Genomic DNA, 26,390 nt, shown 5'->3' with positions numbered 1-26,390 from the left:
CCGACGGGAGCTGTTTGCAAAGCTTCCATTCTGCTTGCCGATGAATTGGATACGATTGTGATAGCTAATGGTACACGATCGATCAAAACTTGTGCAGCGTCTGCATCGCTTCTGTGCACACACGTGCCGCGGCCGCATGCTCCTTTTTCCGTCCTGCCCGTTTTGCCCGCAGAATCCAAACTGGCACGCCAGATGCATGGATGGGTCCGCCTCAGGGGAGACATGCATGACGAAAGCCGCAGAGATCGAAATCGCCTCCGTCACCAAGGTCTATGGATCGACGACGGCCGTGCACGCGATCAGCCTGAAGATCCCGGCCGGCAGTTATTGCTGCCTTCTCGGCCCCTCCGGCTGCGGCAAGACGACGACGCTGCGCATGATTGCCGGCCATGAAATCATCACCAGCGGCGATGTGCTGCTGGGCAACAAGAATGTCACCGATCTGGCACCCGCCGCCCGCGGCACGGCGATGATGTTCCAGTCCTATGCGCTTTTCCCGCATCTCGACCTCATCGACAACGTCGCCTTCAGCCTGAAGATGAAGGGGATCGACAAGGAAACCCGCCGCGCCAAGGCGCTCGAGATGTTGAAGCTGATGCAGCTGGAGCCCTATGCGAACCGCCGCCCGGCGCAGCTTTCCGGTGGCCAGCAGCAGCGCGTGGCGCTTGCCCGCGCCCTCATCACCGATCCGGAAGCGCTGCTGCTCGACGAGCCGCTCTCCGCGCTCGATCCCTTCCTGAAGATCCGCATGCGCGCGGAACTGAAGAAGCTGCAGACCTCGCTCGGCATCACCTTCGTGCATGTGACGCACAGCCAGGAAGAGGCGATGGCGCTCGCCGATATCATCGTCGTCATGAATGACGGGCGCATTGAACAGGCCGCACCGCCGCGCACCGTCTTCGAGCGGCCGGCCACCGCCTTCGTGGCCCGCTTCATGGGCGATCACAACGTCATCTCCGGCCGCGTCACCACCTCCAACATGATGGAGACGATCCTGTCGGTTCCCTCCGGCGGCAGCTTCTGGGCGCCGTCGAGCGGCACGCCGGAAGGTGATCCGGCCGACATCGCCATCCGCACCGACCGGGTGAAGATCGGTGAGGTGGCGCAAACCGGGCTCGGTTTCACCGGCACGATCTCCAACATCGAATACCGCGGCTCCTCCGTCAAACTGGTCGCCACCGGCGCCGGCATCGAGGAGTTCACGGCCATCCTCAGCGACACGATGTTCTTCGCGACACCCGTCAAGGTGGGCGAAGCCATCCAGCTGTCCTGGGCGCCCGAGGACGTGATCGTTCTCGGCCGACCCCACTAACCAAGAACAAGACCCTGCTGACAAACCACAAAGAGAGGAACATGGCATGACCGATACACCGAAGAAGCTGGCCGGCATCAGCCGCCGCAACCTGCTGAAGACCGCCTCTGCCGCCGCCGGCCTCGCCGCTGGTTCCGGTGCCATTACCGGCTTCCCCACCATCTGGGCCCAGTCGAAGATCACGCTGCGCCAGTTCGGCACCGGCGTGTCGAACATCAATGCGATCGCCGAGCAGTGCAAAAAGGACCTCGGCATCACGCTCGAAATGACCGCGACGGATTCGGACGCCGCCGCCCAGCGCGCCGTGACCCAGCCGAATTCCTACGACATCGCCGACATCGAATACTGGATCCTGAAGAAGGTCTATCCGACCGGCGTCATCCAGCCGATGGACGTCAAGAAGCTGAAATATTACGACAAGGTCGTTCCGCTGTTCAAGAACGGCAAGCTGAAGCCGGACAGCGTGATTGCGCAAGGGACCGCACCGCACACCGTCGGTTATGTCGAAAAGCCCGGCACCAAGACCTTCGCCAAGAGCGAAACCGAATGGTTCACCATGATGCCGACGATCTACAATGCCGATACGCTCGGCATCCGCCCCGACCTCGTCGGCCGCGAGATCACCACCTGGGCCGACATCATGGACCCGGCCTTCAAGGGCAAGACCTCGATCCTCAACATCCCGTCGATCGGCATCATGGATGCCGCGATGATCATGGAAGCCATGGGCAACATCAAATATGCCGACAAGGGCAACATGACGAAAGCGGAAATCGATGCCACGATCGACTTCCTCATCAAGGCCAAGAAGGCCGGCCAGTTCCGCGCCTTCTGGAAGAGCTTTGATGAATCCGTCAACCTGATGGCCTCCGGCGAAGTCGTCATCCAGTCCATGTGGTCGCCGGCGGTTGCCGCCGTCCGCTCCAAGGGCATCGCCTGCAAATATCAGCCGCTGAAGGAAGGTTATCGTTCCTGGGGCGGCGGTTTGGGTCTCGCAGCGCACCTGAAGGGCGCCCAGCTCGATGCGGCCTACGAATACATCAACTGGTACACGTCCGGCTGGGTCGGCGGTTACCTGAACCGCCAGGGCTACTATTCGGCCTGCATGGAAACCGCCAAGGCCTTCATGAGCGCCGACGAGTGGGGTTACTGGATCGAGGGCAAGCCGGCTCAGGGCGAAATCCTCTCGCCGGAAGGCAAGGTGATGGAAAAGGCCGGCGCCGTGCGCGACGGCGGCTCCTTCGAGGACCGCATGGGCAAGGTCGCCTGCTGGAACTCCGTCATGGACGAGGACCGCTACATGGTTCGCCGCTGGAACGAGTTCATCGCGGCGTAAGGCGAAAGTCCCCTCCCGGCCTGCCGGCCACCCTCCCCACAAGGGGGAGGGAAACCCGGAGCACCGCCTCACCTTAAAGGCAGGGCAGGAGCAAGGAGGAGCACCAATTGGTCATGACCTCCGCAGAGCCAACTGCGGAGACAAACCTCCGATGGAGGGCAATGCCGGGCCGCATGGTGTCTCCCCCCCTTGTGGGGGAGATGGCCGGCAGGCCAGAGGGGGAATTCCCAAAGGAGACAACGATCAATGACGACAGTCCGATTCATAGGCGCAGGCACGCCGAGGCCGAAGCGGAGCATCCGCATCTCGCCGAAGCTCGCCTCCTATCTGCAGGCGACGCCGCTGACGCTGATCCTCGGCTGTTTTCTCGCTTTGCCGCTGCTGATGATCATCGTCGTCAGCTTCTGGGATTACGATTTCGCCCAGATGTATCCCGATTTCCTGCTGATGAACTACGAGGAGACGCTGGGCTCCTGGGTCACCTGGCAAACCTATTTCAACACGTTGAAATACGCCGCCATGGTCTGGGCGATCACGCTTTTCCTCGGTTTCTGGGTCGCCTATTTCCTCGCCTTCCACATCCGCACCACCGCCATGCAGATGGTGCTTTTCCTCATCTGCACCGTACCCTTCCTCACCTCCAACATCATCCGCATGATCTCCTGGATCCCGGTTCTCGGGCGAAACGGCCTGATCAATTCCGGCCTGGTGAATGCCGGCATCGTCTCCGAGCCGGTGGAATGGCTGCTCTATTCGGATTTCGCGGTCGTGCTTGCCATGGTGCATCTCTACACGCTCTTCATGGTGACCCCGATCTTCAACACGCTGATGCGCATCGACAAATCGCTGGTGGAAGCGGCGCGCGATGCCGGCGCCACGAGCTGGCAGGTGCTCACCAACGTCATCATCCCGCTGGCAAAACCCGGCATGGCGATCGGCACCATCTTCGTCGTGACACTGGTGATGGCGGATTTCTCCACCGTGCAGGTGATGTCCGGCGGCCAGAGCGCCTCCGTCGCGCTGATGATGAAGAACCAGATGTCGCTGCTGCAATATCCGGCCGCCGCCGCCAACGCGGTCGTGCTGCTGGTCCTCGTTCTTTTGATGGTCGCGGGGATCCTCCGCATCGTCGATATCCGCAAGGAGCTCTAAGATGTATGCCGACAAGCGCTCCCGCGAATTCTATATCCTCGCGATCTTTTTTGCCCTTTTCGTGCTGTTTCTCTACGGCCCGCTCTCGGCCATCGTCATCCTTTCCTTCCAGGGCGAAAACGGCGGCCTGACCTTCCCGCTGAACGGGGTCTCGCTGCACTGGTTCGCCAACCTCTTCGAAACCCAGGCGGTGGGCGATTTCGGCGGCTCCTTCCGCCGCTCGCTGGCGCTCGGGCTGATGGTGATGATCGTGACGGTGCTGGTCTCGCTGCTGGCGGGGCTCGCCTTCCGCCGCAAGTTCATCGGCGCCACCCCGCTCTTTTATCTCTCGGTCGCAAGCCTCGTCGTGCCGTCGATCATCATCTCGCTCGGCATCGGCGTTCTGTTCTCGCAGCTTGGCCTGCAGCCGGCCTGGTATTCGTCTGCCTTCGGCGCGCACCTCACCTGGACGCTGCCCTTCGGCGTCTTGATCATGCTCGCTGTCTTCAACCGCTTCTCGCCCTCCTACGAGGAGGCAGCACGCGATCTCGGCGCCACCTCCTGGCAGACCTTCCGCCATGTCGTTTTGCCGATGATCGCACCCTCGCTCGTCGGCGTCGGGCTCTTCGGCTTCACGCTCTCCTATGACGAATTCGCCCGGACGCTGATGACATCCGGCACCTACAACACGCTGCCGCTGGAAATCTACGGCATGACGACGAATGTCACGACGCCGGTGCTCTATGCGCTCGGCACTGTCACCACCATCTTCTCCTTCCTCGTGATTGCCGGCACGCTCGGCCTCATCGTGGCGCTCAACCGCCGCAACCAGGCGCGCCGCTGATGCAGATCCTGCTGGTCAATCCGAACACCACCGCCACCATGACGGCAACCGCCGCCGATGCCGCGCGCCGCGTCGCCGCCCCCGGCACCGAGATCATCGCCGCGACCTCCTCCATGGGGCCGGTCTCGATCGAGGGTTATTACGACGAGGCGCTCGCGGTTCCCGGTCTGCTGCTGGAAATCGCCCGCGGCGAAAAGGCCGGCGCGCGCGCCGCCATCATTGCCTGTTTCGATGATACCGGCCTCGATGCTGCCCGCGCACTCGCCGGCATTCCGGTGATCGGCATCTGCGAGGCGGCACTTGCCTCCGTCTCCTTCATCGCCCAGCGGATCACCATCGTCACGACCATGGAACGCTCCCGCCTGCCGCTCGAACATCTGGTGCATCGTTACGGCATGACGGGCCGCGCAAAAGTGCGCGCTGCCGACATTCCGGTGCTGTCGCTGGAGGATCCGCAGTCGAATGCCCGCGACCGGCTGCGCAACGAGATTGCCGCAGCACTGCGCGAAGACAAGGCGGAAGCGATCGTGCTCGGCTGCGCCGGCATGGCCGACCTGACGGCAGAGCTTCGCCGCGAATTCGGCGTGCCGGTGGTCGATGGCGTGGCCGCCGCCGTGAAGCAGGCGGAAGCGCTGATTGCCATGGGGCTTTCCACCGCCAAGCGCGGCGCCTATGCCTTTCCTGTCTCCAAACCCTATCACGGGCTGCTGGAGCCATTCGAACCGAAAGCGCTGACCGCATGACAACACCCGAGATCCGCCCGCTGACGTTGCCCGAGGTCGATGAGCTTCTCGGCTGGGCAAAGGCGGAGGGCTGGAATCCGGGGATTGCCGATGCGGCGCCCTTTCGCGCCGCAGATCAGGGCGGCTTTTTCGGCTGTTTCAGCGAGGGGCGCATGGCCGCCGGCATTTCCGCCGTGCGTTACGGAACAGACTTCGCCTTCATCGGCCTCTACATCAGCCATCCGGACTGTCGCGGGAAAGGTTTTGGCCGGGCGGTCTGGGATCATGCCATGGCCTCGCTCGACGGCCGCACGATCGGGCTTGACGGCGTGCCGGCGCAGCAGGGCAATTATGCGCGAATGGGTTTTTCGCCCGCCTATCGCACCTGGCGCTGGAGCGGTCGTTTTCCGGCGTTGACGCGCGCATCCGCCGACATCGTGACCGTCACCGATACGCTGCTGCCGGCCATTTCCGCCTTCGACCGCCGTGCCTTCCCTGCCCCGCGCGAAGCCTTCCTCGAAGCCTGGCTGAAGCCGCCGCGGATCGCTCTTGCGCTTCTGCGCGGCGATACGATCCGTGGTTATGGCGTGCTGCGCCGCTGTCACGACGGCTTCAAGATCGGTCCGCTGTTTGCGGAAACGCCGGAAGAGGCGGAACGGCTGTTTGCAGCGCTCGCCCGCGAGGCTGGCCTCGAGACCGTGGCCATCGATGTACCGGAGACGCAGGGCGAATTCTCCGCCTGCCTCGCAGGGTTGGGTTTTGAAAAGGGTTTCGATACGGCGCGCATGTATCGGGGCACGCCCCCACGCTTGCATCCCTCGCTCGTGTTTGGCGTCACCACGCTCGAACTTGGTTAGAGGCTCCCGTTCGGGGCGGTGCGGAGCCCTATCCGCCCGGAGAACGGCGCAGGGCGGCTGTGTCGGAAAAGTTGCGCCATGCCGGGCGCTGCGGAGCAAAGCGGGCGCGCAGATAGTGCGCCAACTCCTCCAGCTGGCGTGTTGAAAGGCTGTCGCGGAAGGACGGCATGGAGAGGATGTCCGCAGGGCCTTCTGAAGCGCTCGCAAGGCCCGGCATCGTCTCGACGCCGTTCAAAATGGCCTGCAGCACATTGTCGGCCCGCTCCGCATGAAGGTTGCTGTTGAGGGCGAGGCTCGGCAGGGGCATTTCGTCCGCGTGGCAGCTGCTGCAGGCTCCCGCGAACAGCCGGGCACCTTCCGGATGGAGAAGGGCTGCGGCGGTTGCGGCTTCTCGGGACAGGCGGAGGGCGTTGTCGCGTCTTGCACCGGCTTCTGCCGCATCGGGTGCTGCTGCAAGGCTCGCGAGATAGGTGGCCATCGCGCGCACATCCTCATCCGGCAGGGCAGACAGAGAACGCACGACGGTCGCCATCGGGCCGGCAGCGCTGCCGTGGTCGCTGGAATGGCCGGCGCGCAGGTAGGCGTAGAGCGCCTGCTCCGACCAGCCGACCGGGCTTTTCGACAGGTCGTTCAGGGCCGGAGCCTCCCAGCCATCGGCGAACCCTCCCGAAAGATGGGCAGTTCCCCGCACCTCGGCACCAAGCGCGTTGCGTGGCGAATGGCAGGCGGAACAGTGCCCGAGACCTTCCACCAGATAGGCGCCGCGGTTCCAGGCCTCGCCGCGGGCCGGGTCGTAGGCGAGTGGTGTCCTGTCGAGAAAAAGTGCGTTCCATCCGGCCATCAGGCTGCGGATTTGAAACGGAGGCTTCAGCCGCGTTTCCGGCGCCGGCTCGGCGGCGGCGGGCGCCGCCATCAGATAGGCATAGAGATCCTGCAGGTCCTGATCGCTCACATGCACGAAGGATGTGTAGGGGTGAACCGGATAGAGATGCCTGCCATCGCGGCTTATCCCTTCCCGCATGGCGCGCTCGAAGGCGGCAAAAGACCAGCTGCCGATACCGGCGCGGGCATCCGGCGAAATGTTGGCCGCATGGACGATGCCGAACGGTGTCTCGAAGCCACGTCCTCCCGCCAGATCGCGGCCATCGCGGCCGATGTGGCAGACATTGCAGCCGCCTGCAGCGGCGAGGATGCGGCCGCGCTCCACGCTTGCCGGGCTGAACAGGGCTGGATCCGGCCGCTGGATTGCGCTGATGGCCGGTCGCCAGGGCGAGAGCACCGCCAGACCTGCGGCGGCAAGGCCGGCAAAGCCGAGCAGGCCGAGGCCGAAGCGCCGCCGCTGCCGGCGTTTTTCGTCTCTTCTCCTTTCGCCGATCAGCGTCTGCTGTCCCTCAAGGCCCGCGAGGATGCGTTCCGGTGTCAACGGCAGTTCGCGGAATCGAAGGCCCGTCGCGTCATAGACGGCATTGACGATTGCCGCCGCGCTGGGCACGGAGGCGGATTCTCCGACACCGCGCGGCTCCTCGTCCGGACGCGGCAGCATCAGGACGTCGATATCGGGCACCTCCTCGAAGGTGAGGATCGGATAGCCGCCCCATTCGAGGCTTTCCACGGCGGTCTGCGAAAAACGGACCTTTTCCTTGAGCACGCGGCTGATCGACTGGATGACATTGCCGTGGATCTGGTGGCGCACGCCCTCCGGGTTGATCATCAGGCCGGAATCCTGCCCCACCGTCACGCGCGTCACCATCACCTCGCCGGTGCGACGGTTGACGGCGACATCCGCTACCCAGGCCGACCAGGCGGCCGGCGTTCCGGGAAACTTGCCATGAACGTAAAGGGCATAGGCAAAGCCGCGGCCATACATCAGATCGCCCTCGCCTCCTTCTGTCCCCCAGCGCGTGCGGGGCTTCCAGCCGGCTCGGGCGGCCACGGCACGCACCAGATCTGCCGCGCGCGCATCCGTCAGATAGCGCAGGCGGTATTCAATGGGGTCGACGCCGGCGGCATTGGCCAGTTCATCGAAGAAGCTCTCATGCGCGAAGGTGTTCGGCATGGCGGATACGCCGCGAAACCAAGAGGCACGGGCAATGGGCGGCATGTCCTCGACGGCAATGCGCATGTTGCTGACCGCATAGGGCGGAATGGCGGTGCGATCCCCCATCTCGGTTGTCGCATTGCCGTGCAGCTTGCCGGTCAGCACCAGAGCCAGTGTCGGCGATAGATTGGAAGGATAGCGCGTCTCGAAATCATAGGCGATCGGGCCGCCTTCGAGATCCAGTCCGCCACGCACATCGATGACCTGCGCGGCTCCTTTGGGTTCCCAGCCATGCTCCTGTTCACGCGTCAGTTGCACGCGCACGGGCCGTCCCACGGCACGTGACAGCAGAGCGGCATCGGCGGTCACGTCATCAGCGCAGTTGCGGCCATAGCAGCCGGCCGCCTCATGCCGTTCCACCGTGATGCTTTCTTCCGGCATGTCCATGAGAAGCGCCAGATCGCGCCGCATGAAATAGGGGTTCTGCGTGCCGGACCAGACGATCAATCGGTCCGGTTGCCAATCTGCTACGGCGCAGGAGGGGCCGATGGAGCCGTGCATCTGGTAGGGCCAGACATAGGTCCGCTGCATGAACGGCGATGCGCCGGCCAGTGCGCGCTCGACATCGCCCTCCTCCCTGAGCAGCCGCCGGGTGGACGGGTTGCTGCGCAGCGCCTCTTCCGGGCTGTTGAGATCCGGCCGCCGGTCGGGTGGTCGCCACATCACCTTCAGCAGGCGGGCCGCAAGCGCCGCCTGCTCCTCCCGCTCGGCCACCACGCCGACGAAATCGCCTTCCCGCACCACGGCGGCAAGTCCGTCGATGCCGGCAACCGAGGCCTCGTCGATGGCAATCAGGCTTCTGCCGACTGCGTCCCCGTGGTCGTAGCCGACGTGTGGCGGGCGTACCACGCGGCCATGCAGCATGCCCGGCACCCGGACATCGTGCACATAGGTCCAGCCGCCCTGAACCTTGGCGGGAATATCGTTGCGCGGCTGCGGCTGCCCGACGATCCGATAGGTCCCGACGGATTTGGTCGGTGCGGCCTCGTCGATTTCGACAGCATCGCTGCTGCCGGCGACGAGATCGCCGTAACCGATCTTCCGGCTGCCATCCGATATGACGCCATTCTCGACGGTCAGCGTCTCGAGGGCGGCGCCCCAGCGTTCGGCGGCACGTGCGAGAAGATGGCGCCGGGCGGTCGCTGCGGCCTTGCGCAGCGGATTGGCGGTGATCTGGATGGTTTCGCTGGCAATGGTCGGCCCCTGATCCGGCACGGCGCCCGTGGTACCCAGCACCATGTCGACATCGGCAAAGGCGATATCCATCTCTTCCGCGACGATCTGTGCAAGTGCGGTGCGAATGCCGGTTCCCAGATCGACGTGACCGTTGAAGCCCGTTACCCGGCCGTCGGGATGGACGGCGAGGAAAATGTCCGGGTCGTTGGAGCTGCCCGGCCGGATGACGAGAAGGATGCTGTCGAGATTGAGATAGTCCCTGCGGTTCCTTTCGCGTGGGGCCGTCATGACGCAGAACTCGCTTCCTGTTGGTGACCGGTTTCGGCAAGAAGTTCGCGGGCGCGGCGAACGGCGGCAAGGATTTCTAAATGCGTGCCGCAGCGACAGAGATGGCGGCGAAGCGCGGCGCGGATGTCCGCTTCCGTGGGATTGGCCTTGTGCCGGAGCAGCGCGACGGTGGCGATCACCATGCCGTTCAGGCAATAGCCGCACTGGGCGGCCTGCATGTCGATGAAGGCCTGCTGCACGGGATGCAGGTCCGTGCCCGAGGCTAACCCTTCGAGTGTGGTGACCGTACGGCCCGCAATCGCGCCGAGCTTCACCGTGCAGGAGCGGACGGCGCGGCCGTCGACCAGAACGGCGCAGGCACCGCACTCGCCCAGTCCGCAGCCGAATTTGGGTCCGTTGAGGCCGCAGTCATTGCGCAGCGCGTATAACAGCGGCGTCTCGGCCGATGCTTCAAACGAGCGGCATTCGCCGTTGACAGACAGGGTTATGGAGCGTGACGACATGGTGTGCACGCCCTTGCGGCGGGACATCGCGCACAGCTCTGGCCTTGGTTCCCTTGCGGGAGGAAGGTCAGGATTGCGGCGTTCCCCTTTTGGTTTTCATTGGTCGCATCCATCCCGGGAAGGATAGCAATGATTCATTGGCATGCAAACGAATTCTTGCGGTCGCGACCGGGTGCGGCAGAGGCCTGCTCAGCAGATCTTGCGGATCAGTTCGATGAGCATCCGGCGTTCGCCGGCGGTCAGGGGCGCAAGCGTCTCTTCCGTGACGGCCAGCGCGGCGGAGAGATTGCGTGCCACCGCCTCTTCGCCTTCCGGGGTGATTGAAAGGACGAGCCGGCGCCCATCCTCGGGATCGGGTGCGGTGCGGACAAAGCCGCGTGCGACGAGGCGGTCCACCACGCCCTTGATCGTTGCGGCATCCATGGCCGTCTCGCGGCCGAGATGGTTCTGGGAAATCGGCTGCACCTCGCGCAGCTTGGTCAGCGCCGCCCATTGCGTCGTGGTCAGCCGGTCGCCCATGATGCTGGCAAACAGCGCCACGTGTCGCTGGTTGGCCTGGCGCAGGAAGAACCCGATCTGGCGGTCGACGCGGTAGTCGCCTTCGGCTGGCTCCGCGTCGTCGGGGCATCTGGCGTCGTCCGGTGCACGCGTCATCATGATTTTCCGTCGAGAAACTCGTCTCTGCTGCGGTTTCGTTTAGCCCCAGTGGCGGTATTGTCAACAACGAGGCAGCGGTGCCCGATGTTACGGACAATGAGACCGCGGCGCGATCCATCCGCTTGACAGTCCCGGCAAACGGCTCATAATCGTTCGTATACAAATAAACGGCACAAGTCGTAGCGGGAACAGAACGAGGGCCGACCATGGTCAAGCAGCAGGTTGAAAGTGCCGTCAACGGCAAGATCCGTTGCGATGCCTGTCCGGTGATGTGCTACATCTCGGACGGCAAGTCGGGTGCATGCGACCGCTATGCCAATCTCGGCGGCGAACTGATCCGGGTCGATCCGCTGACCATTCTCGAACAGCGCGCCGATACCGGCGGCGCCGTCGTGGCTTTCCTGACGGACGAAGGCCAGGAGGAATGGAGCGGCGATCTCGTGCACGCCGGCACCCCCTTCGTCACGGCCGTCGGAGCCGGCACGACCTATCCCGATTACAAGCCGGCACCTTTCATCGTCTCGCAGAAACAGAACGGCATCGACATGGTGACCGTGGTGACCGAGGGCATCTTTTCCTATTGCGGCGCAAAGGTGAAGATCGACACCGACCGGTTCATCGGTCCCGAAACGGCGCTCGTGCGGGTGGATGGCGAGCCGGTGGGGCACGTTACGACCGGAGAATACGGTTCGCAGATGCTGTCGATCGGCGGCGTTCATCACCTGACGGGCGGTTCCAAGAAGGAAGGCCGTGTCACCTGCGACGCGCTGATGCGGTTGTGCAACCGCGAACGCGTCGATATGCAGGTCGATGGTGGAGCCGCGCTGTCAATCGAGGCGGGCTGTCCCCCCGTCATAAACGGTGTCGAGGAAAGCCGCATGCGTGTCGGCTGCGGTTCGGCCACCATCGGCATGTTCGCCCGGCAGTGGAAGAGCATGGTGGATGAAGTGGTGGTGGTCGATGATCACATCACCGGCGTCCTGTCCGAGCATCAGGCCGGCAAACTGCTCGACATCGCGCCGACCGGGATCCGCATCAAGGGACGTCGCTCGACGCCCGGCCGCTATTTTCAGGTGGCGGAACCCGGCACCGGCTGGGGCGGCACGACGATCTCCGACCCCCTCGCCATCCTTGGCGATTTCGATGCGAAGGTCGCCTATCCCGGCCTGCGCATGCTGATGATCTCCACCACCGGCGAGCAATACGGCTACTACATCCTTGATGAGCAACTGGTCCCGAGGCTTCAGACCGAGCTGCCGCCGGCAATCCGCGAGACGGTGGAGGTCGTGGCGGAAAACTGCGAGCCGGCGCTGGTCTCCGTGCTGTTTGTCGGCGGCGCCGGCGGCAGCCTGCGGGCGGGCGTCACCAGCAATCCGGTGCGCCTGACGCGCTCGGTGAAGGAGGCGCTGACGCATGTTTCCTGCGGTGGCGCGCCTGCCTATGTCTGGCCGGGCGGCGGCATCACCGTCATGGTCGATGTCATGCAGATGCCCAGCAACAGTTTCGGCTATGTGCCGACGCCGGCCATCGTCGCGCCCATCGAATTCACCATGCGGCTTGAGGATTACCGCGCGCTTGGTGGCCACATGGAGGCGGTCATTCCGGTGGCGCAGGCGGTCGAGCAGGCCGAACGCCGCATTCCGGTGCCTGCGCAATCCGGCTGGCCGATGGCGGAACATCATTTCAAATGGGGAGCCTGATCTTTGGGGAGACGGTAACCATGGCGCCCGCACATGCCGCATATCTCGATGGTCATGCCGACGGGCGCCTGCACCTGCAGCACGGTCCGATCGACCTGGTGATCGGCGTCGATGGCGGCAGTTCGCCGGAGATCGAACGGTCGGTCCGGGCGAAGGCCTTTGCGGCGGCACATCGGCGCTTCAGGACGATCCTGACCGAACTTGTCTGCGAACTGCCGCTTCTCAAATCGCCGGTCCAGCCTGGCTCGACCGCGCCACAGGGCGCGGTTGCCCGGCGCATGATGGCGGCTGTGCGCCCCTTCGCGGCGGACCATTTCATCACGCCGATGGCGGCGGTGGCCGGTGCCGTGGCCGACGAGGTTCTGGCGGCAATGCTCGGCGAGCTGCCCGCCAATGACCTGCCGCTGCGGATCTATGTCAACAATGGCGGTGACATTGCCCTGCATCTGGCCGGAGATCGACCGTTTCGCGTCGGCATGGCGCATGAGGCAGGACCGGCGCTCGGCGATCTGTCGATCGGCGCGGCAGATCCGGTGCGTGGCATTGCCACCTCCGGTCGCGGCGGACGCAGCCTGTCGATGGGCATTGCCGACTCCGTCACGATCCTGGCCCGCACGGCAGCGCAAGCCGATGCCGCGGCAACCATCGTCGCCAATGCCGTCGACCTTCCGGGACATCCGGCCGTCCAGCGAAGACCGGCCCGGTGCGTCGTTGACGACAGCGACCTGGGCGAGCAGCTTGTCGTGACCGCGGTCGGCTGCCTGAGCGTGGGCGATGCGGCACAAGCGCTGGAAGATGGTGCCCGCATGGCGCGACGCCTGCAGGAGCGCGACCTTCTGCATAGCGCTGCCCTCTTTCTCGACCGGGCGTCGTGCATCGTCGATGCCTTACCCCTTCCCTCTGCCCTGCTACCGGAGACCCGACATCATGCCTGAACCGAAGTTGCGAAAATTCGTCACCCTGGTCGAAGAAATCTTTCACGAAGGCGGGCCCGTGGCTGCCGAACCACTGAAGCGGGCGGCCGTGCTGGCGGTGATCGAAAACCCCTTCGCGGGCCGCTATCACGAGGAGATCGCCGGCTTCATGAAGGATCTCGAGCCGCTGGGCCTCGACATGGCCCGGCGCCTCATCGAGGCGCTGGGGGGCGACCGCTCCCGGATCGAAGGCTATGGCAAGGGGGCGATCGTCGGTCAGGCAGGCGAACTGGAACATGGGGCGCTGTGGCATGTACCCGGCGGCTATGCGATGCGCGAGGCACTGGGCGATGCAAAGGCCATCGTGCCGTCCACCAAGAAGGTCGGTGGACCGGGCGCGCGCCTTGACGTGCCGGTGACGCATATCAACGCCTCCTATGTCCGCAGTCATTTCGACGCAATGGAAGTCGGCGTCGCGGATGCGCCGCGTGCCAGCGAGATCGTTCTGGCACTGGTGATGACCACGGGTTCGCGCGTCCATGCCCGGGTCGGCGGCCTGCGAGCAGCGGACATCAAGGGCGAGGACGGTCTTCGATGAAGGCCGAGATCCGCCGGCTTTCCGTTCTTGTCGAGGAAGTGCATCGCGAGATGGACCGTCCGGTCGTACCGGCAACTCGCAAGGCTGTCGCGGTGGCCGTGCTGCGCAATCCGCATGCGGGCACCTATGTCGAGGATCTGTCGCAACTGATCGAGATCGGCGCTGAACTGGGCGGCTACCTTGGCGCAAGGTGTCTGTCGGCGCTCGGCATCACGCCGGAGCAGGTCGAAAGCTACGGCAAGGCGGCGATGGTCGGGGAGAACGGTGAACTCGAACATGCCGCCGCCATCCTGCATCCGGCACTCGGCAAGCCGTTGCGCGACGTGTTGGGCGGCGGTGCGGCGCTCGTTCCCTCCTCCAAGGCCCGGGGCGGGCCGGGTGTGATGCTGGATGTTCCGCTCGGCCACAAGGACGCCGCCTATGTGCGCTCGCATTTCGACGGCGTGCAGGTGTGGCTGAACGACAGCCCGCGGGCAGACGAGATCATGGTGGCCGTTGCAATCACCGACAGCGGGCGTCCGCTGCCGCGCGTAGGCGGCCTGAAGGCAAGCGAAATCGAAGGCAGGGACGGGCTGCGCTGAGGGCCGGACGCCCTCGCCCCGCCGCCGCTTTTCAAAGACAAGCAGAAGAGGAACAGCCGTGACACAGTCCCTCCCCCCGGCAGCGGAACGAGACGAGGAGCCGCGTCAGTCGGTCGTTGCCGGCATCGACGTCGGCGGAACCTTCACCGATCTCGTCCTGTTCGACGCCAAGCGCGGCACCGTGCGGCTTGCGAAAACCCCGACGACGCTGGACAACCAGGCATTCGGCGTTCTCAACGCACTCGATGCGGCAGAGGCTGACATCGCGGCGCTCGATCTCATCGTACATGGCACGACGACGACGACCAATGCGGTTCTGGAGCGCCAGCTGTGCCGGACCGGCATCATTACGACGATGGGCTTTCGCGATGTGCTGGAGCTTGGCCGGCGCACGCGCCCGCAGGCCTACGGCATGAAGGGCGATTTCCGGCCGATCATTCCGCGCGACCTGCGGCTTGAAGTGCCGGAGCGGATGGATGCGCGCGGTGCCGTGGTCACCCCGCTGGATGAGGATGCCTTGCGGTCAGCCATCCGGGACCTTCTGGCGAAGGGCTGCGAGGCGCTGGTCATCCATTTCCTGCATTCCTATGCCAACCCGGCGCATGAGAAGCGGGCCGGCGACATTGCGCGTTCGCTCTGGCCGAACGGCAATATCACGCTCGGCCATGCGCTTCTGTCGGAGAGCCGCGAATACGAGCGCGGCGTTACCGCCGCCGTCAATGCCTCCGTCCAGCCGCTGCTGCGCCGCTACGTCGAACGGCTGGCGGACACGCTTGCCGGACGCGGCTATCGGCATGACATGCTGGTGATGAACGGAAATGGCGGCATGGTCTCTGCCCGCCGTGTTGCCGATGAGGCGGCAAAGACGGTGATGTCGGGACCGGCATCCGGCGTGATGGCGGCCGCCTATACGGGACGGCGCGCCGGCATGGTGAACCTGATCACCTACGACATGGGCGGCACGTCGACGGACGTCGCACTCATCCGCGACGCCGAGCCGACGGTGTCGAACGAGATCGAGGTGGAATATGCCATGCCGATCCATGTGCCGATGGTGGACGTTCGCACGGTTGGTGCCGGCGGCGGCTCGATTGCGCGCATCACCGCGGCGGGCCTTCTGCAGGTCGGGCCGGAAAGTGCCGGCGCGACGCCCGGCCCCATTTGCTACGGCCGGGGCGGCACGAAGCCGACGATCTCAGACGCCAATCTGCTTCTTGGCCGGCTCAATCCCGCCCGCCTGAGCAAGGTGCCGGGTGGTCCTTCGCTCGAGGATGTCAAGGCGAGCTTCGCGCGCGAACTCGGCGAGCGCCTCGGGCTCGATGCCATTGGCGCGGCGGATGCCGTGATCCGCATCGCCAATGCGCGCATGTCGGATGCCGTGCGGATGGTGTCGGTCAGTCTCGGCGAGGATCCGCGCGACTTTGCGCTGTTCGCCTTCGGTGGCGCCGGCCCGCTGCATGCCTCGGCGATTGCCCGCGAACTGAATATTCCGAAGGTGCTGGCGCCATCGCGTCCCGGCATCACCAATGCGCTCGGCTGCGTCGTCGCGGACCTGCGCCATGATTTCGTCCAGACGGTCAACCGTCCGCTGGCCGGCGTCGACATGGAGGCCGTCCATGCCCTGTTTGCCCGCCAGGGCGAGGAGGGGCGCCGGCTGATCGGCAAGGAGGCCGTTTCGATCCGCGAGATCCGCGAACTGCGCTCGGTCGACATGCAGTTCATCGGCCAGACGCATCTGCTGCGAGTACCCTTGCCCGACGCAACGCCCTCGCGGGAGGAACTGCAGCGGCGTTTCGAGGAGGCCTATCTCGCGCGCTTCCATGTGGAGCTTCCGGAAATCCGCGCCAACCTCGTCAACGTCAACACCTCGGTGATCGGACGACGGGAAGAGATCGATCTGTCCGCGCTGATCGACCGGAACGGCCGCAAGGCCAGGCTCTCCGAGGCGCAGACGGGCAGCCGGCCGGTGTGGTTCTCGGGCTTCGTCGAGACGCCGGTCTACTGGCGCGATCATCTGCCGGCCGATGCCGTGATCGCCGGCCCTGCCATCATCGAACAGATGGACACGACCATCGTGATCGAACCGGGCGACGTGGCGCATCAGGATGCGGACGGCAACATCATCATTTCCATCGGAGGCTGACGGCATGCATGTCGATCCCATTACCCTCTCGGTCATCCAGTCGGGCCTGCAACAGGTCTGCGACGAAATGGATCTTTCCTTTTCGCGCGCGGCCTTTTCACCGGTCATTGCCGAGGCGAACGATCGTTCCGACGGCATCTATTCGGCGGTGGACGGTTCGCTGATCGCGCAAGGGTCGAGCGGCCTGCCGGTTTTCGTCGGCACCATGCAGTATTCAACGCGGGTGCTGATCGAGATGATCGCCGACGGCAAGGCTGCCGCACCGAAGCCCGGCGACATCTATATCGTCAACGATCCCTATCTCGGCGGCACGCATCTCATGGACGTGCGCTTCGCCATGCCGGTCTATCGTAACGGCCGGATCTTCTGCTGGCTCTCCAATACCGGCCACTGGCCGGATACCGGTGGTGCGGTGCCGGGCGGTTTTTCCGCATCGGCAACCTCCGTGGAGCAGGAAGGCCTGCGCCTGCCCCCGGTGCGCCTGTTCAAGCAGGGCGTGCTCGACGCGGAAATCTACGCCATCATCTGCTCGAACATCCGGGTCGCGGAGCAACGGATCGGTGATGTGAAGGCGCAGGCGGCGGCCTTGCTCGTTGGCGAGAAACGGCTGATCCGTCTGCTGGATCGCTATGGCGACGACACGGTGGCGCAGGCCATCGACGAGTTGCGGCACCGCGCCAGCAAACAGATGCGCGCCAGTATCCGGCTGATCCCCGAGGGCACCTATCGCTCCGTCGCCTATGTCGACAGTGACGGCGTGGTGAACGAACCCCTGGAAATCCGTCTGGCCATCACCGCCCGCGACGGCCGCCTGAGCTTCGACTTCACCGGCTCGTCCGCCCCCTGCGCCGGGCCGATGAACTCGGTGCTGGCAACCACCCTTTCTTCTGTCTATCTGGCCATGCGCCACATCTTTCCCGAAGTGCCGATTTCCGCCGGCGCCTTCGAACCGTTGGAGGTCATCCGGCCGGTCGGCACCTTCCTCGATGCGCAGTATCCGCGTCCGGTTTCCGGTTGCGCTGCGGAAGTGAGCCAGCGCATTGCCGAAGCCGTGTTTGCCGCGCTGGTCGAGGCGCTGCCCGACCGGGTGACCGCGTCGCCGGCCGGCAGCTCCGGCAATTTCGCGCTGGGCGGCCACGATCCCGAGCGCGGTCAGGGCTATGTGATGTACCAGATCTCCGGCGGCGGCTATGGCGGCAACTGCGACCATGACGGGCTTTCCAACGGCTGCTCGACCATCGGCATTTCCAAGGCGCCGCCAGTCGAGATCATGGAGCAGCAATATCCGGTGCTCTACCACCGCTACGCGCTGCGCGAAGGGTCCGGCGGCGCCGGTCGCCATCGCGGTGGTTTCGGTCTGGATTACGAGATCGAGCTGCGGCGCGGCCAGGCAACGGCGAGCTTCGTGATGGATCATGGCCGGTTTGGGCCGCCGGGCGCGCTTGGCGGCAGCGAAGGCGCGCCGAACCGGGTGACGGTGACGCGCGACGGAATGCCGATGATCCCCGAACATCTCTCCAAGGCGCAGGACATTCCCCTGAAGCCCGGTGACCGGGTGCGTGTGGAAACGCCGGGCGGCGGCGGCTATGGCCATCCCTTCGAACGGGCGCCTGATGCCGTGGCCGAGGATGTCCGCCTTGGCCGCTATTCGCGCCCGGAGGCCGAGCGCCTGTTCGGTGTGGCGCTTGCGGCGGACGGGTCGGTGGACCGGGCCGCCACCGAACAGTTGCGGCACGTGATCAGGCAGCAGCCGGCGCGGCAGGCAGCCCTCTGACGACGGTGATCGGCTGCGGGGCATCTCCTCGCCGCCGATTTCGACGCAGCACCTGCGACTGCCTGTCCGGTTGATTCGGGAAACGCTAGAGAGCCAGATAGGCCTCGCGCAGATCGGGCCTTGCTTCCAGTTCCTCCATGCTGCCGGAAAACTGGATCTCGCCCTTTTCGAGAATGTAGCAGCGATCGCTGATCAGGCGGGCAAAGGGCAGGTTCTGTTCCGACAGCAGGATGGATACCCCCTCCCGCTTCATCAGCGTCACCGCATCCGCCATCTGCTCGACGATCTTCGGCGCAATGCCTTCCGACGGCTCATCGAGGAGAACCAGATAGGGATTGCCCATCAGCGTGCGGCCGATGGTCAGCATCTGCTGCTCGCCGCCGCTCATGCGGCCGGCCGGGCGTCGGCGCATCTCGGCGAGGTTCGGGAAGATCTCGTAGATGCGCTCCGGGCTCCAGGCCGCATTGCCGGATCTTCCTGCCTGCCTGCCGACCTCAAGGTTTTCCTCGACGGTGAGATCGGTGAAGATGCGTCGGTCCTCCGGCACGTAGCCGAGGCCAAGCCGGGCGATCTCGAAGGGCGGCAGGCGGGAGATGTCTGTGTCGCGGAAGATCAGGCTGCCCTGATGCCGGTCGACCAGTCCCATGATCGACTTCATGGTCGTCGATTTGCCGGCACCATTGCGACCGAGAAGCGCCACCACCTCGCCCGCCTTCACCTCGAGGCCGACATCGAACAGGATGTGTGCGGGGCCATACCAGCTGTTGAGTTTGGCAAGTGTGAGCATTCTCAATGTCCCTGAGCGTAAAGAGCGCCGGAGCCGAGATAGACCGCCTGCACGGCCGGATCGGCGCGCACGGACTGCGGCGATCCCTCGGCGATCAGCTGGCCGCGATTGAGTACGATCACCCGGTCTGCATGTTCGAACACGATATCCATGTCGTGTTCCGTGAACAGCACCGCCAGCTGCCGTTCGCGGGCAATGCGCGAGGTGAGCTGCATCAAGAGGATGCGTTCCTTCATCGCCATGCCTGCGGCCGGTTCGTCCATCAGCAGCAGCTTCGGGTCGCCGGCAAGCGCGATGGCAAGCTCCAGCCGCTTGATGTCGCCATAGGGAAGCTCGCGGCAGGAGCGGTCGGCCTCATCGTCAAGGCCGATGAGTGCAAGAAGCGCATCGGCTTGCGGGCGGAAATTGCGGTCCAGCCGGCCGGTGAAGGCGCGCAGCGTCAGCAGCCCGGTGCTCCAGCTCTGCAGAGCCAGCTGCACGTTCTCCCGCACCGTCATGGAGAGGCAGGTTTCCGCCACCTGAAAGGTACGCCCGACGCCAAGGCGGAAGATCCGCTCCGGTGAAAGACCGGTGGTTTCGCTGCCGTTGATGTGGATCCGGCCGGAATCGGGCCGGATCTGCCCGCTCAGCATGTTGAAGCAGCTGCTCTTGCCGGCCCCGTTCGGGCCGATCATCGCCAGCAGTTCGCCCGGCGCCACCTGCAGGGAAACGCCCTGCACGGCCTTGACGCCCTGATAGCTCTTGCTGAGGTTGCGGACCTCGAGAAGTGCGGTCATGATAGGCCTCCCGTCTCGGCAAGCCTGGCTGTGCCCTCCTGCGGCCGGCCTGCGAACAGGCGGCTACGCATCATCCAGATCTGCAGCGTGCCGACGATTCCCTGCGGGAAGGCCACCACCAGCAGCGCGATGAGGCTTCCGAGGATGAGGCGCGGAAAGTCGGTATTGCTCATCAGCCAGATGGACGACACCTTGTAGACGATCGCGCCGATCACGCTGCCGGAGACGGTGCCGAAGCCGCCGAGCAACACCATGATCAGTCCATCCACCGAGCTTGCGATGCTGAGCGTATCCGGAAACACGCTGCCCTTCAGGAAGGCGAACAGCACGCCGGCGAGTCCCGCCAGGAAGGCGCTGATGACGAAGGCGATATGCTGGATCGTCTGGCGGGAAATGCCGATGGTTGCGGAGCGCGTGGGGGAATCGCGCAAGGCCCGCAGGGCATAGCCGAACGGAGAGAAAGTAAGATGGCGCACAAGCGCCACGACGGCCACCGCAGCGGCGAGCGTCAGCCAGTAGAAGGCCGCCGGGCTGGACGCCCAGTCGGAAGGCCAGACACCGACGATGCCATTGTCGCCGCCGGTGACATCCACCCATTGGAAGGCGACGGACCAGACGATCTGGGCATAGGCGAGCGTCAGCATGGCGAAATAGATGTTGCTCAGGCGGACGCAGAACCAGCCGGCAACCACGGCCATTGCCGCAGAGACCAGTGGGCCGATCACGATTGCCGCTTCCATGGAAACACCGAAATGCTGCACCGACAGGGCTGCACCATAGGCGCCGAGACCGAGGGCGGCGGCATGGCCGAAGGAATCGAGACCGCCGACCGACATCAGAAACTGCAGGCTGATGGCAAAGATGATGGCGATCATCACCTCGCTTGCGACACCGACGCCGTAATCGCCGAGCATGAAGGGCAGACAGAGAGCGCCGATCGTTGCGGCGAGTGCGGCGCTTCGGCCGGCAGGCGACAGCGGCTTCCAGGCGGCGGCCTCGCGCGTTGCCATGCTGCGGGCGCGCGACAGTGGTTTGCCAAGCAGGCCCCAGGGCCTCAGCACCAGAACGGCGGCCATGATGAGGAACATCAGCACCAGCGAGATGCTGGGCAGGATCAGGATGCCGAAGGCATTCAACTCCGAGACGATGACGGCGGCGAGAAAGGCGCCGCCGATGCTGCCGAGACCACCGATGACCACGACAACGAAGACTTCGGTGATGATCGACAGATCCATGAAATGGCTGACGGCATCGCGGGGTATCTGCAATCCGCCGCCGAAGGCAGCAAGAAAGACGCCGAGCGCAAAGACACCGGTAAACAGCCACTTCTGGTTCACGCCGAGCGCGCTCACCATGTCGCGATCCTGGGTCGCAGCGCGCACCAGCAATCCCCAGCGGGAGCGGTGCAGCAGCAGCCACAGCAGGCCCAGCACTGCGGGTCCAAGCAGGATCAGCACGAAATCATAGACCGGCATCGGGCGGCCAAGCACAGAGACCGCGCCGGAGAGACCTGCAGCGCGGGGCCCAACCAGATCCTCCGGCCCCCAGAGAAGGCGCACGGCATCCTCGACGATCAGGGTGACACCGAAGGTGGCAAGAAGCTGCAGCAGTTCCGGTGCATGATAGATGCGTCTGAGCAGCAGGATCTCCAGAAGCGCGCCGACGACCGCCACCGCCGTCGCTGCCACGAGCAGGGCCAGCCAGAAGCCGAGCGGCGTCTGCCAGCGGATCGTCAGGCTGTAGGCGATGTAGGCGCCCAGCATGTAGAAGGCGCCATGCGCGAAGTTGACGATGCGGGTGACGCCGAAGATCAGCGACAGTCCGGACGCGACCAGAAACAGCGAGGCTGCATTCGCCAGCCCCGTCAGGAATTGAACGACATAGAGTTCCACAGGCAATCCCTCGTGCGCTGCTCTTCCCGGGTGCGGAAGGTGATGGCAGACAGGTGGTGGCGCGCAGGCATCGTCCGCTGTTGCTTCCCGTCAGAAACCGGTCGGGTGCATACGGACACTGCCTGGGGCCTTGCCGGCGGCCGGATCGCAGACCGCCGGACTTGCCGCGAGTTGGGCTGGCCGGGCGGGCGCCGCGCGGCCTTTGCCGACGTTGCTCAGGGGCGCAGCTTGGCGGCGTCCGCTTCGCTCGGCAGGAAGTCGCTGCCGCTCATGTACTTGAAATCGACCATGACGCCCTTGCCATCCTTGACGGCGGTCTTGCCGACGAAGGCGCCGAGGGTGGACTGGTGATCGGCGGCGCGGAAGGTGATCTTGCCGAAGGGGGTATCGACAGGAATGCCCTTGGCGGCTTCGATCAGATCCGCCGTGTCCGTGGACTTTGCCCTGGACAGGATGGCGGCGGCCGACTTTATCAGCGAGTAGCCGACGACGGAGCCGAGGCGCGGATAGTCGTTGTAGCGCTTCTGGTAGGCGTCGAGGAAGGCCTTGTGTTCCGGCGTGTCGATGCCATACCAGGGGTAGCCGGTCACGATCCAGCCTTGCGGCGCGTCAGCCTGCAGCGGGTCGAGATATTCCGGCTCGCCGGTCAGGAAGGAGACGACGGAACGGTCCTTGAACAGGCCCCGTGTCGTGCCTTCGCGCACCAGCTTCACCAGATCTGCGCCGAAGGTGACGTTCAGGATGGCCTCGGGCTTGGCGGCCTCCACCGCCTGCGCGACGGAGCCGGCATCGATCTTGCCCTGTGGCGGCCACTGTTCGGTGACGAATTCGACATCCGGCCGGGCCTTCAGCAGCAGTTCCTTGAACACGGCGACGGCGCTCTGGCCGTATTCGTAATTCGGCGCGATGGTTGCCCAGCGCTTGGCCGGCAGCTTCGCCGCTTCCTGTGCCAGCATGGCGGCCTGCACATAGTTCGAGGGGCGCAGGCGGAAGGTGTAATCATTGCCCTTGGACCAGACGATGGCATCCGTCAGCGGTTCGCCGGCCAGGTAGAAGACCTTCTTCTGCTTCGCGAAATCCGCAACGGCCAGGCCGACATTCGAGAAGAAGGAGCCCGACAGCATCACCACGCCCTCACGAGAGACGAGCTCGTTGGCGGCGGTGATCGCATCGCCCGGCTTGCCGCCGTCATCCTTGGAAATCACCACCAGCTTGTTGCCGTTGATGCCGCCGGCGGCATTGATCTCGTCCACCGCCATTTCCCAACCCTTTCTGTAGGGTTCGGTGAAGGCCGGCAAACCGGAGTAGCTGTTGATCTCCCCGATCTTGATGTCTGCGGCAAGGGCTTGTCCGGCACAGGACAGGCCGAGGAATAATCCTGCAATTCTCAATAGGCTCGTCATTGCAATTCCCTCTGGGGTTTACCGATTGAAGTCCGGTTATTTTTGTATCGGCGCCAAGTCGGGGGGCTCTGTCAACGCAAAGACTGCCCCGCTTCCCGCCTTTGTCGCATCATTTGGCGTGAACACTAAAAATGCAAGTGGCTGATCTGCAGAATTTTGAGGCATTCGGCCGGATAGAGCCCGGCCGGCGGTAGCCGAGCAAGGTGGATTCCCATCCATAATAAGCGTGTACGCTTCTAATCGATGGTCGAAAAATTTTGATCCAGACGAGGTTTCGGGCGAATTCGCCTCTTGCCTCCCGGCGTTTTTGCAGCATTATTGTTTGTATACGAACAAAAATGGGGAGCTTCGCAATGAGTGAGAGCGCCATGGTCGCCATCGGTCGAGACTATCCGATCGCCGACAATCTCTTTGCTGAACGCGTCGTCTCGGTACGCCATTATACCGACCGGCTGTTCAGCTTCCGCATCACCCGGCCGGCAAGCTTCCGCTTCCGCTCCGGCGAGTTCGTGATGATCGGCCTGCCCAATGCGGAAAAGCCGGTCTTCAGGGCCTATTCGATCGCCAGCCCTGCCTGGGACGAGGAGATCGAGTTCTTTTCCATCAAGGTGGAGAATGGGCCGCTGACGCAGCATCTGCAGAAGATCGCTCCCGGCGACAGGGTACTGATGCGCAAGAAGCCGACCGGGACACTGGTGCTTGACGCGTTGCTGCCTGGCCGGCGGCTCTATCTTCTGTCTACCGGAACCGGCGTTGCCCCCTTCGCAAGCCTCATCCGCGATCCGGAGACCTACGAGAAATTCGAGGAGGTGGTTCTGGTGCAAACCTGCCGGCTCCGCGCCGAACTGGATTACATCAGCGAACTGGTGGCAGGGCTTGCAGATGATCCGCTGATCGGCGAATTGTCCGCCGGAAAGCTCAGCCTCTACACGACGACGACGCGCGAACAGTCGCAACGCATGGGGCGGGTGACGGACCTGATGCGCAGCGGCAGGCTGTTCGACGAACTCGGGCTGCCGCCGATTTCTGCGGATACCGACCGCGCCATGATCTGCGGATCGATGGCCATGCTGAACGAGACCAAGGACATTCTCGAGGCTTTCGGCCTTGTGGAGGGCGCCAACAATGCGCCGGCGACCTTTGTCGTGGAGCGCGCCTTCGTCGGATGACAGGGCGGCGGGCACCCTTCCCGCCCGGCGCGCGCAGAGCCCCGGTCGCGCGGTCAGCCGCCAAGATCCCCGATCATGCGCTTCAAGGCGACGGTGATGGCAAGCTGCTCTGCGGCATTGAGATCGCCCATCGTCCGCTGGCTGACCTCGCGTGCGCGCGGAACGATGTCGCGGATGATCGCCTCGCCCTTTGCTGTCAGCGAGAGGATTACCTTGCGTGCGTCCTGGCTGTCCTTGCTGAGGCCGATCAGGTCGCGGGCGTGCAGCCTTTCGATGATGCCGCGGATCGTTGCCTGATCGATGGCGGTGAGGCGCACGAGCGCGGTCTGCGAACAGGGGCCGACGTCGCGCAATGCGCAGAGTGTGACGAACTGCACCGAGGTCACCCCCGTCTCGTCCGTGATGGCTTCCTGGAAAATCGCCAGATGGCGCTGATAGGCGCGGCGCAGGAGATGGCCGATCTGCTGGAAGACATCGTATCCGTCCATGCCTGATCCGCCGTGCGTGTCCATCTTGCCTGCCATCCCTTCGCTGTCGCGCAACCAGCCTAGAAACCGCCGGCGGCCGGAACAAGCGGTTTTCTCGCCGCGCGCATCTTTCCTCCGGCACTGCGGTTATGCTGCAACGCACAATCTATAATCATACTTTTTATCTTTACAACCCGAGTTGCGATCAGTATCAATGACCGTGACGTCGTGGAGGCGGCGTCTTTTTTCGGGAGGACATCAATGACTATTCTTCGCAAGCTTGCGCTGGGCGCGAGCATGATCGCCCTGTGCTGCACTGCAGCAAACGCTGCCGACCGGACTGTCGGCTTCTCGCAGATCGGCTCGGAGTCCGGCTGGCGCGCCGCCGAAACCTCGGTGACCAAGCAGGAAGCGGAAAAGCGCGGCATCACCCTGAAGTTCGCGGATGCGCAGCAGAAGCAGGAAAACCAGATCAAGGCGATCCGCGGCTTCATCGCCCAGGGCGTCGATGCAATCCTGGTGGCCCCGGTCGTGGCAACCGGTTGGGAGCAGGTTCTGGGTGAAGCCAAGGATGCCAAGATTCCGGTGATCCTGCTTGATCGCGGCATCGATGCGCCGCAGGATCTTTATCTCACCTCGGTTGCGTCCGACCAGGTGAAGGAAGGCCGTGTTGCCGGCGAGTGGTTGGTCAAGACGGTCGGCGACAAGCCGTGCCGCGTGGTGGAACTGCAGGGCACGGTGGGTTCGACGCCGGCGATCAACCGCAAGAAGGGCTTCGAGGAAGCCATTGCCGGCCACAAGAACATCAGCATCGTTCGCAGCCAGACCGGTGACTTCACCCGTTCCAAGGGTAAGGAAGTGATGGAAGGCTTCCTCAAGGCGGAAAACGGCGGCAAGGATGTCTGCGCCATGTATGCGCATAACGACGATATGGCCGTCGGCGGAATCCAGGCCATCAAGGATGCGGGCCTCAAGCCGGGCAAGGACATTCTGGTCGTGTCGATCGACGCGGTGCCGGACATTTTCCAGGCCATGGCCGCCGGTGAGGCCAATGCTACCGTGGAGCTGACGCCGAACATGGCCGGCCCGGCCTTCGATGCGCTGGATGCCTATCTGAAGAGCGGCAAGCAGCCGGAGAAGTTCATCATCACCCAGTCCAAGCTCTACACGCCGGCCGATGATCCGAAGGGTGAATACGAGCGCCGCAAGGGCCTTGGTTACTGAGGCGAACACACCTGCGGCCCGCTCTTGCGGGCGGGCCG

General features: G+C 64.4%; 22 protein-coding genes. 14 read left to right on the top strand and 8 right to left on the bottom strand.

All coding sequences use genetic code 11. The features are described 5' to 3' along the window. The first annotated feature begins 226 nt into the window (after window positions 1–226). From KLP42_RS07035 to KLP42_RS07010, 6 genes are all read left to right on the top strand, one after another. Window positions 227–1,312, top strand: coding sequence for an ABC transporter ATP-binding protein (locus KLP42_RS07035; RefSeq protein ID WP_215565509.1), 1,086 nt, complete (start codon window positions 227–229; stop codon window positions 1,310–1,312). 46 nt (window positions 1,313–1,358) lie between these two features. Then, window positions 1,359–2,648: an ABC transporter substrate-binding protein gene (locus KLP42_RS07030; protein WP_215565508.1), complete on the top strand. Its 1,290-nt coding sequence runs from the start codon at window positions 1,359–1,361 to the stop codon at window positions 2,646–2,648. A gap of 246 nt (window positions 2,649–2,894) precedes the next feature. Further along, window positions 2,895–3,800, top strand: coding sequence for an ABC transporter permease (locus tag KLP42_RS07025; protein WP_215565507.1), 906 nt, complete (start codon window positions 2,895–2,897; stop codon window positions 3,798–3,800). Window position 3,801: 1 nt separating this feature from the next. Next, window positions 3,802–4,623: an ABC transporter permease gene (locus tag KLP42_RS07020; RefSeq protein ID WP_215565506.1), complete on the top strand. Its 822-nt coding sequence runs from the start codon at window positions 3,802–3,804 to the stop codon at window positions 4,621–4,623. Next, the gene (locus KLP42_RS07015; protein ID WP_215565505.1) at window positions 4,623–5,366 is read left to right on the top strand and encodes an aspartate/glutamate racemase family protein; all 744 of its coding nucleotides are present in this window, start codon (window positions 4,623–4,625) and stop codon (window positions 5,364–5,366) included. The genes KLP42_RS07020 and KLP42_RS07015 overlap by 1 nt, the downstream gene beginning before the upstream one ends. Further along, window positions 5,363–6,202: a GNAT family N-acetyltransferase gene (locus KLP42_RS07010; RefSeq protein WP_215565504.1), complete on the top strand. Its 840-nt coding sequence runs from the start codon at window positions 5,363–5,365 to the stop codon at window positions 6,200–6,202. The genes KLP42_RS07015 and KLP42_RS07010 overlap by 4 nt, the downstream gene beginning before the upstream one ends. Before the next feature lie 28 nt (window positions 6,203–6,230). Here KLP42_RS07010 and KLP42_RS07005 read toward each other — a convergent pair whose 3' ends face one another. From KLP42_RS07005 to KLP42_RS06995, 3 genes are all read right to left on the bottom strand, one after another. Continuing rightward, on the bottom strand, window positions 6,231–9,764 hold the full coding sequence (locus KLP42_RS07005; RefSeq protein ID WP_215565503.1) for a molybdopterin cofactor-binding domain-containing protein: 3,534 nt from the start codon (window positions 9,762–9,764) through the stop codon (window positions 6,231–6,233). Continuing rightward, on the bottom strand, window positions 9,761–10,267 hold the full coding sequence (locus KLP42_RS07000) for a (2Fe-2S)-binding protein (RefSeq protein ID WP_215565856.1): 507 nt from the start codon (window positions 10,265–10,267) through the stop codon (window positions 9,761–9,763). The genes KLP42_RS07005 and KLP42_RS07000 overlap by 4 nt, the downstream gene beginning before the upstream one ends. A gap of 189 nt (window positions 10,268–10,456) precedes the next feature. After that, window positions 10,457–10,921, bottom strand: a complete 465-nt coding sequence (locus tag KLP42_RS06995) for a MarR family winged helix-turn-helix transcriptional regulator (protein WP_215565855.1) — start codon at window positions 10,919–10,921, stop codon at window positions 10,457–10,459. 209 nt (window positions 10,922–11,130) lie between these two features. Here KLP42_RS06995 and KLP42_RS06990 point away from each other — a divergent pair, with 209 nt between their 5' ends. From KLP42_RS06990 to KLP42_RS06965, 6 genes are read left to right on the top strand one after another with little or no spacing between them, the layout of a single operon-like run. Then, a complete protein-coding gene (locus KLP42_RS06990; protein WP_215565502.1) occupies window positions 11,131–12,624 on the top strand; it encodes a 6-hydroxynicotinate reductase in 1,494 nt (497 codons plus the stop codon). A gap of 20 nt (window positions 12,625–12,644) precedes the next feature. Then, window positions 12,645–13,559 carry a UPF0280 family protein gene (locus KLP42_RS06985; protein WP_215565501.1) on the top strand — a complete coding sequence of 305 codons (915 nt, stop codon included), beginning with the start codon at window positions 12,645–12,647 and terminating at the stop codon, window positions 13,557–13,559. Next, a complete protein-coding gene (locus KLP42_RS06980; RefSeq protein ID WP_215565500.1) occupies window positions 13,552–14,136 on the top strand; it encodes an amino acid synthesis family protein in 585 nt (194 codons plus the stop codon). The genes KLP42_RS06985 and KLP42_RS06980 overlap by 8 nt, the downstream gene beginning before the upstream one ends. Then, entirely contained in the window at window positions 14,133–14,717 is a 585-nt protein-coding gene (locus KLP42_RS06975; protein WP_215565499.1) for an amino acid synthesis family protein, read from the top strand. Before KLP42_RS06980 ends, KLP42_RS06975 begins: the two co-directional genes overlap by 4 nt. A 58-nt stretch (window positions 14,718–14,775) precedes the next feature. Next, window positions 14,776–16,860 (top strand): hydantoinase/oxoprolinase family protein, encoded by a 2,085-nt coding sequence (locus KLP42_RS06970; RefSeq protein ID WP_215565498.1) that lies wholly within the window; start codon window positions 14,776–14,778, stop codon window positions 16,858–16,860. 4 nt (window positions 16,861–16,864) lie between these two features. Then, window positions 16,865–18,634: a hydantoinase B/oxoprolinase family protein gene (locus KLP42_RS06965; protein WP_215565497.1), complete on the top strand. Its 1,770-nt coding sequence runs from the start codon at window positions 16,865–16,867 to the stop codon at window positions 18,632–18,634. Between the two features lie 85 nt (window positions 18,635–18,719). On the opposite strand, the gene KLP42_RS06960 is transcribed toward KLP42_RS06965, so the two are convergent. From KLP42_RS06960 to KLP42_RS06945, 4 genes are all read right to left on the bottom strand, one after another. Beyond that, window positions 18,720–19,421, bottom strand: a complete 702-nt coding sequence (locus KLP42_RS06960; RefSeq protein WP_215565496.1) for an ABC transporter ATP-binding protein — start codon at window positions 19,419–19,421, stop codon at window positions 18,720–18,722. Between the two features lie 2 nt (window positions 19,422–19,423). Then, complete coding sequence (locus KLP42_RS06955) at window positions 19,424–20,197, bottom strand: ABC transporter ATP-binding protein (RefSeq protein ID WP_215565495.1); 774 nt, start codon at window positions 20,195–20,197, stop codon at window positions 19,424–19,426. Continuing rightward, complete coding sequence (locus tag KLP42_RS06950) at window positions 20,194–22,089, bottom strand: ABC transporter permease (RefSeq protein WP_215565494.1); 1,896 nt, start codon at window positions 22,087–22,089, stop codon at window positions 20,194–20,196. The genes KLP42_RS06955 and KLP42_RS06950 overlap by 4 nt, the downstream gene beginning before the upstream one ends. Before the next feature lie 215 nt (window positions 22,090–22,304). After that, window positions 22,305–23,492 carry an ABC transporter substrate-binding protein gene (locus KLP42_RS06945; protein ID WP_215565493.1) on the bottom strand — a complete coding sequence of 396 codons (1,188 nt, stop codon included), beginning with the start codon at window positions 23,490–23,492 and terminating at the stop codon, window positions 22,305–22,307. 353 nt (window positions 23,493–23,845) lie between these two features. Here KLP42_RS06945 and KLP42_RS06940 point away from each other — a divergent pair, with 353 nt between their 5' ends. Continuing rightward, window positions 23,846–24,661: a ferredoxin--NADP reductase gene (locus KLP42_RS06940; RefSeq protein ID WP_252192823.1), complete on the top strand. Its 816-nt coding sequence runs from the start codon at window positions 23,846–23,848 to the stop codon at window positions 24,659–24,661. 53 nt (window positions 24,662–24,714) lie between these two features. Here KLP42_RS06940 and KLP42_RS06935 read toward each other — a convergent pair whose 3' ends face one another. Beyond that, complete coding sequence (locus tag KLP42_RS06935; protein WP_252192822.1) at window positions 24,715–25,149, bottom strand: MarR family winged helix-turn-helix transcriptional regulator; 435 nt, start codon at window positions 25,147–25,149, stop codon at window positions 24,715–24,717. A gap of 240 nt (window positions 25,150–25,389) precedes the next feature. On the opposite strand from KLP42_RS06935, the gene ytfQ reads away from it, so the two are divergent. Continuing rightward, complete coding sequence (gene ytfQ, locus KLP42_RS06930; protein WP_215565490.1) at window positions 25,390–26,352, top strand: galactofuranose ABC transporter, galactofuranose-binding protein YtfQ; 963 nt, start codon at window positions 25,390–25,392, stop codon at window positions 26,350–26,352. The last annotated feature ends 38 nt before the right edge of the window (window positions 26,353–26,390 follow it).

It is taken from the genome of Rhizobium sp. CSW-27, from assembly GCF_018760785.1.
GTDB lineage: Bacteria > Pseudomonadota > Alphaproteobacteria > Rhizobiales > Rhizobiaceae > Neorhizobium.
This window is presented reverse-complemented; position numbering and strand designations above follow the sequence as displayed.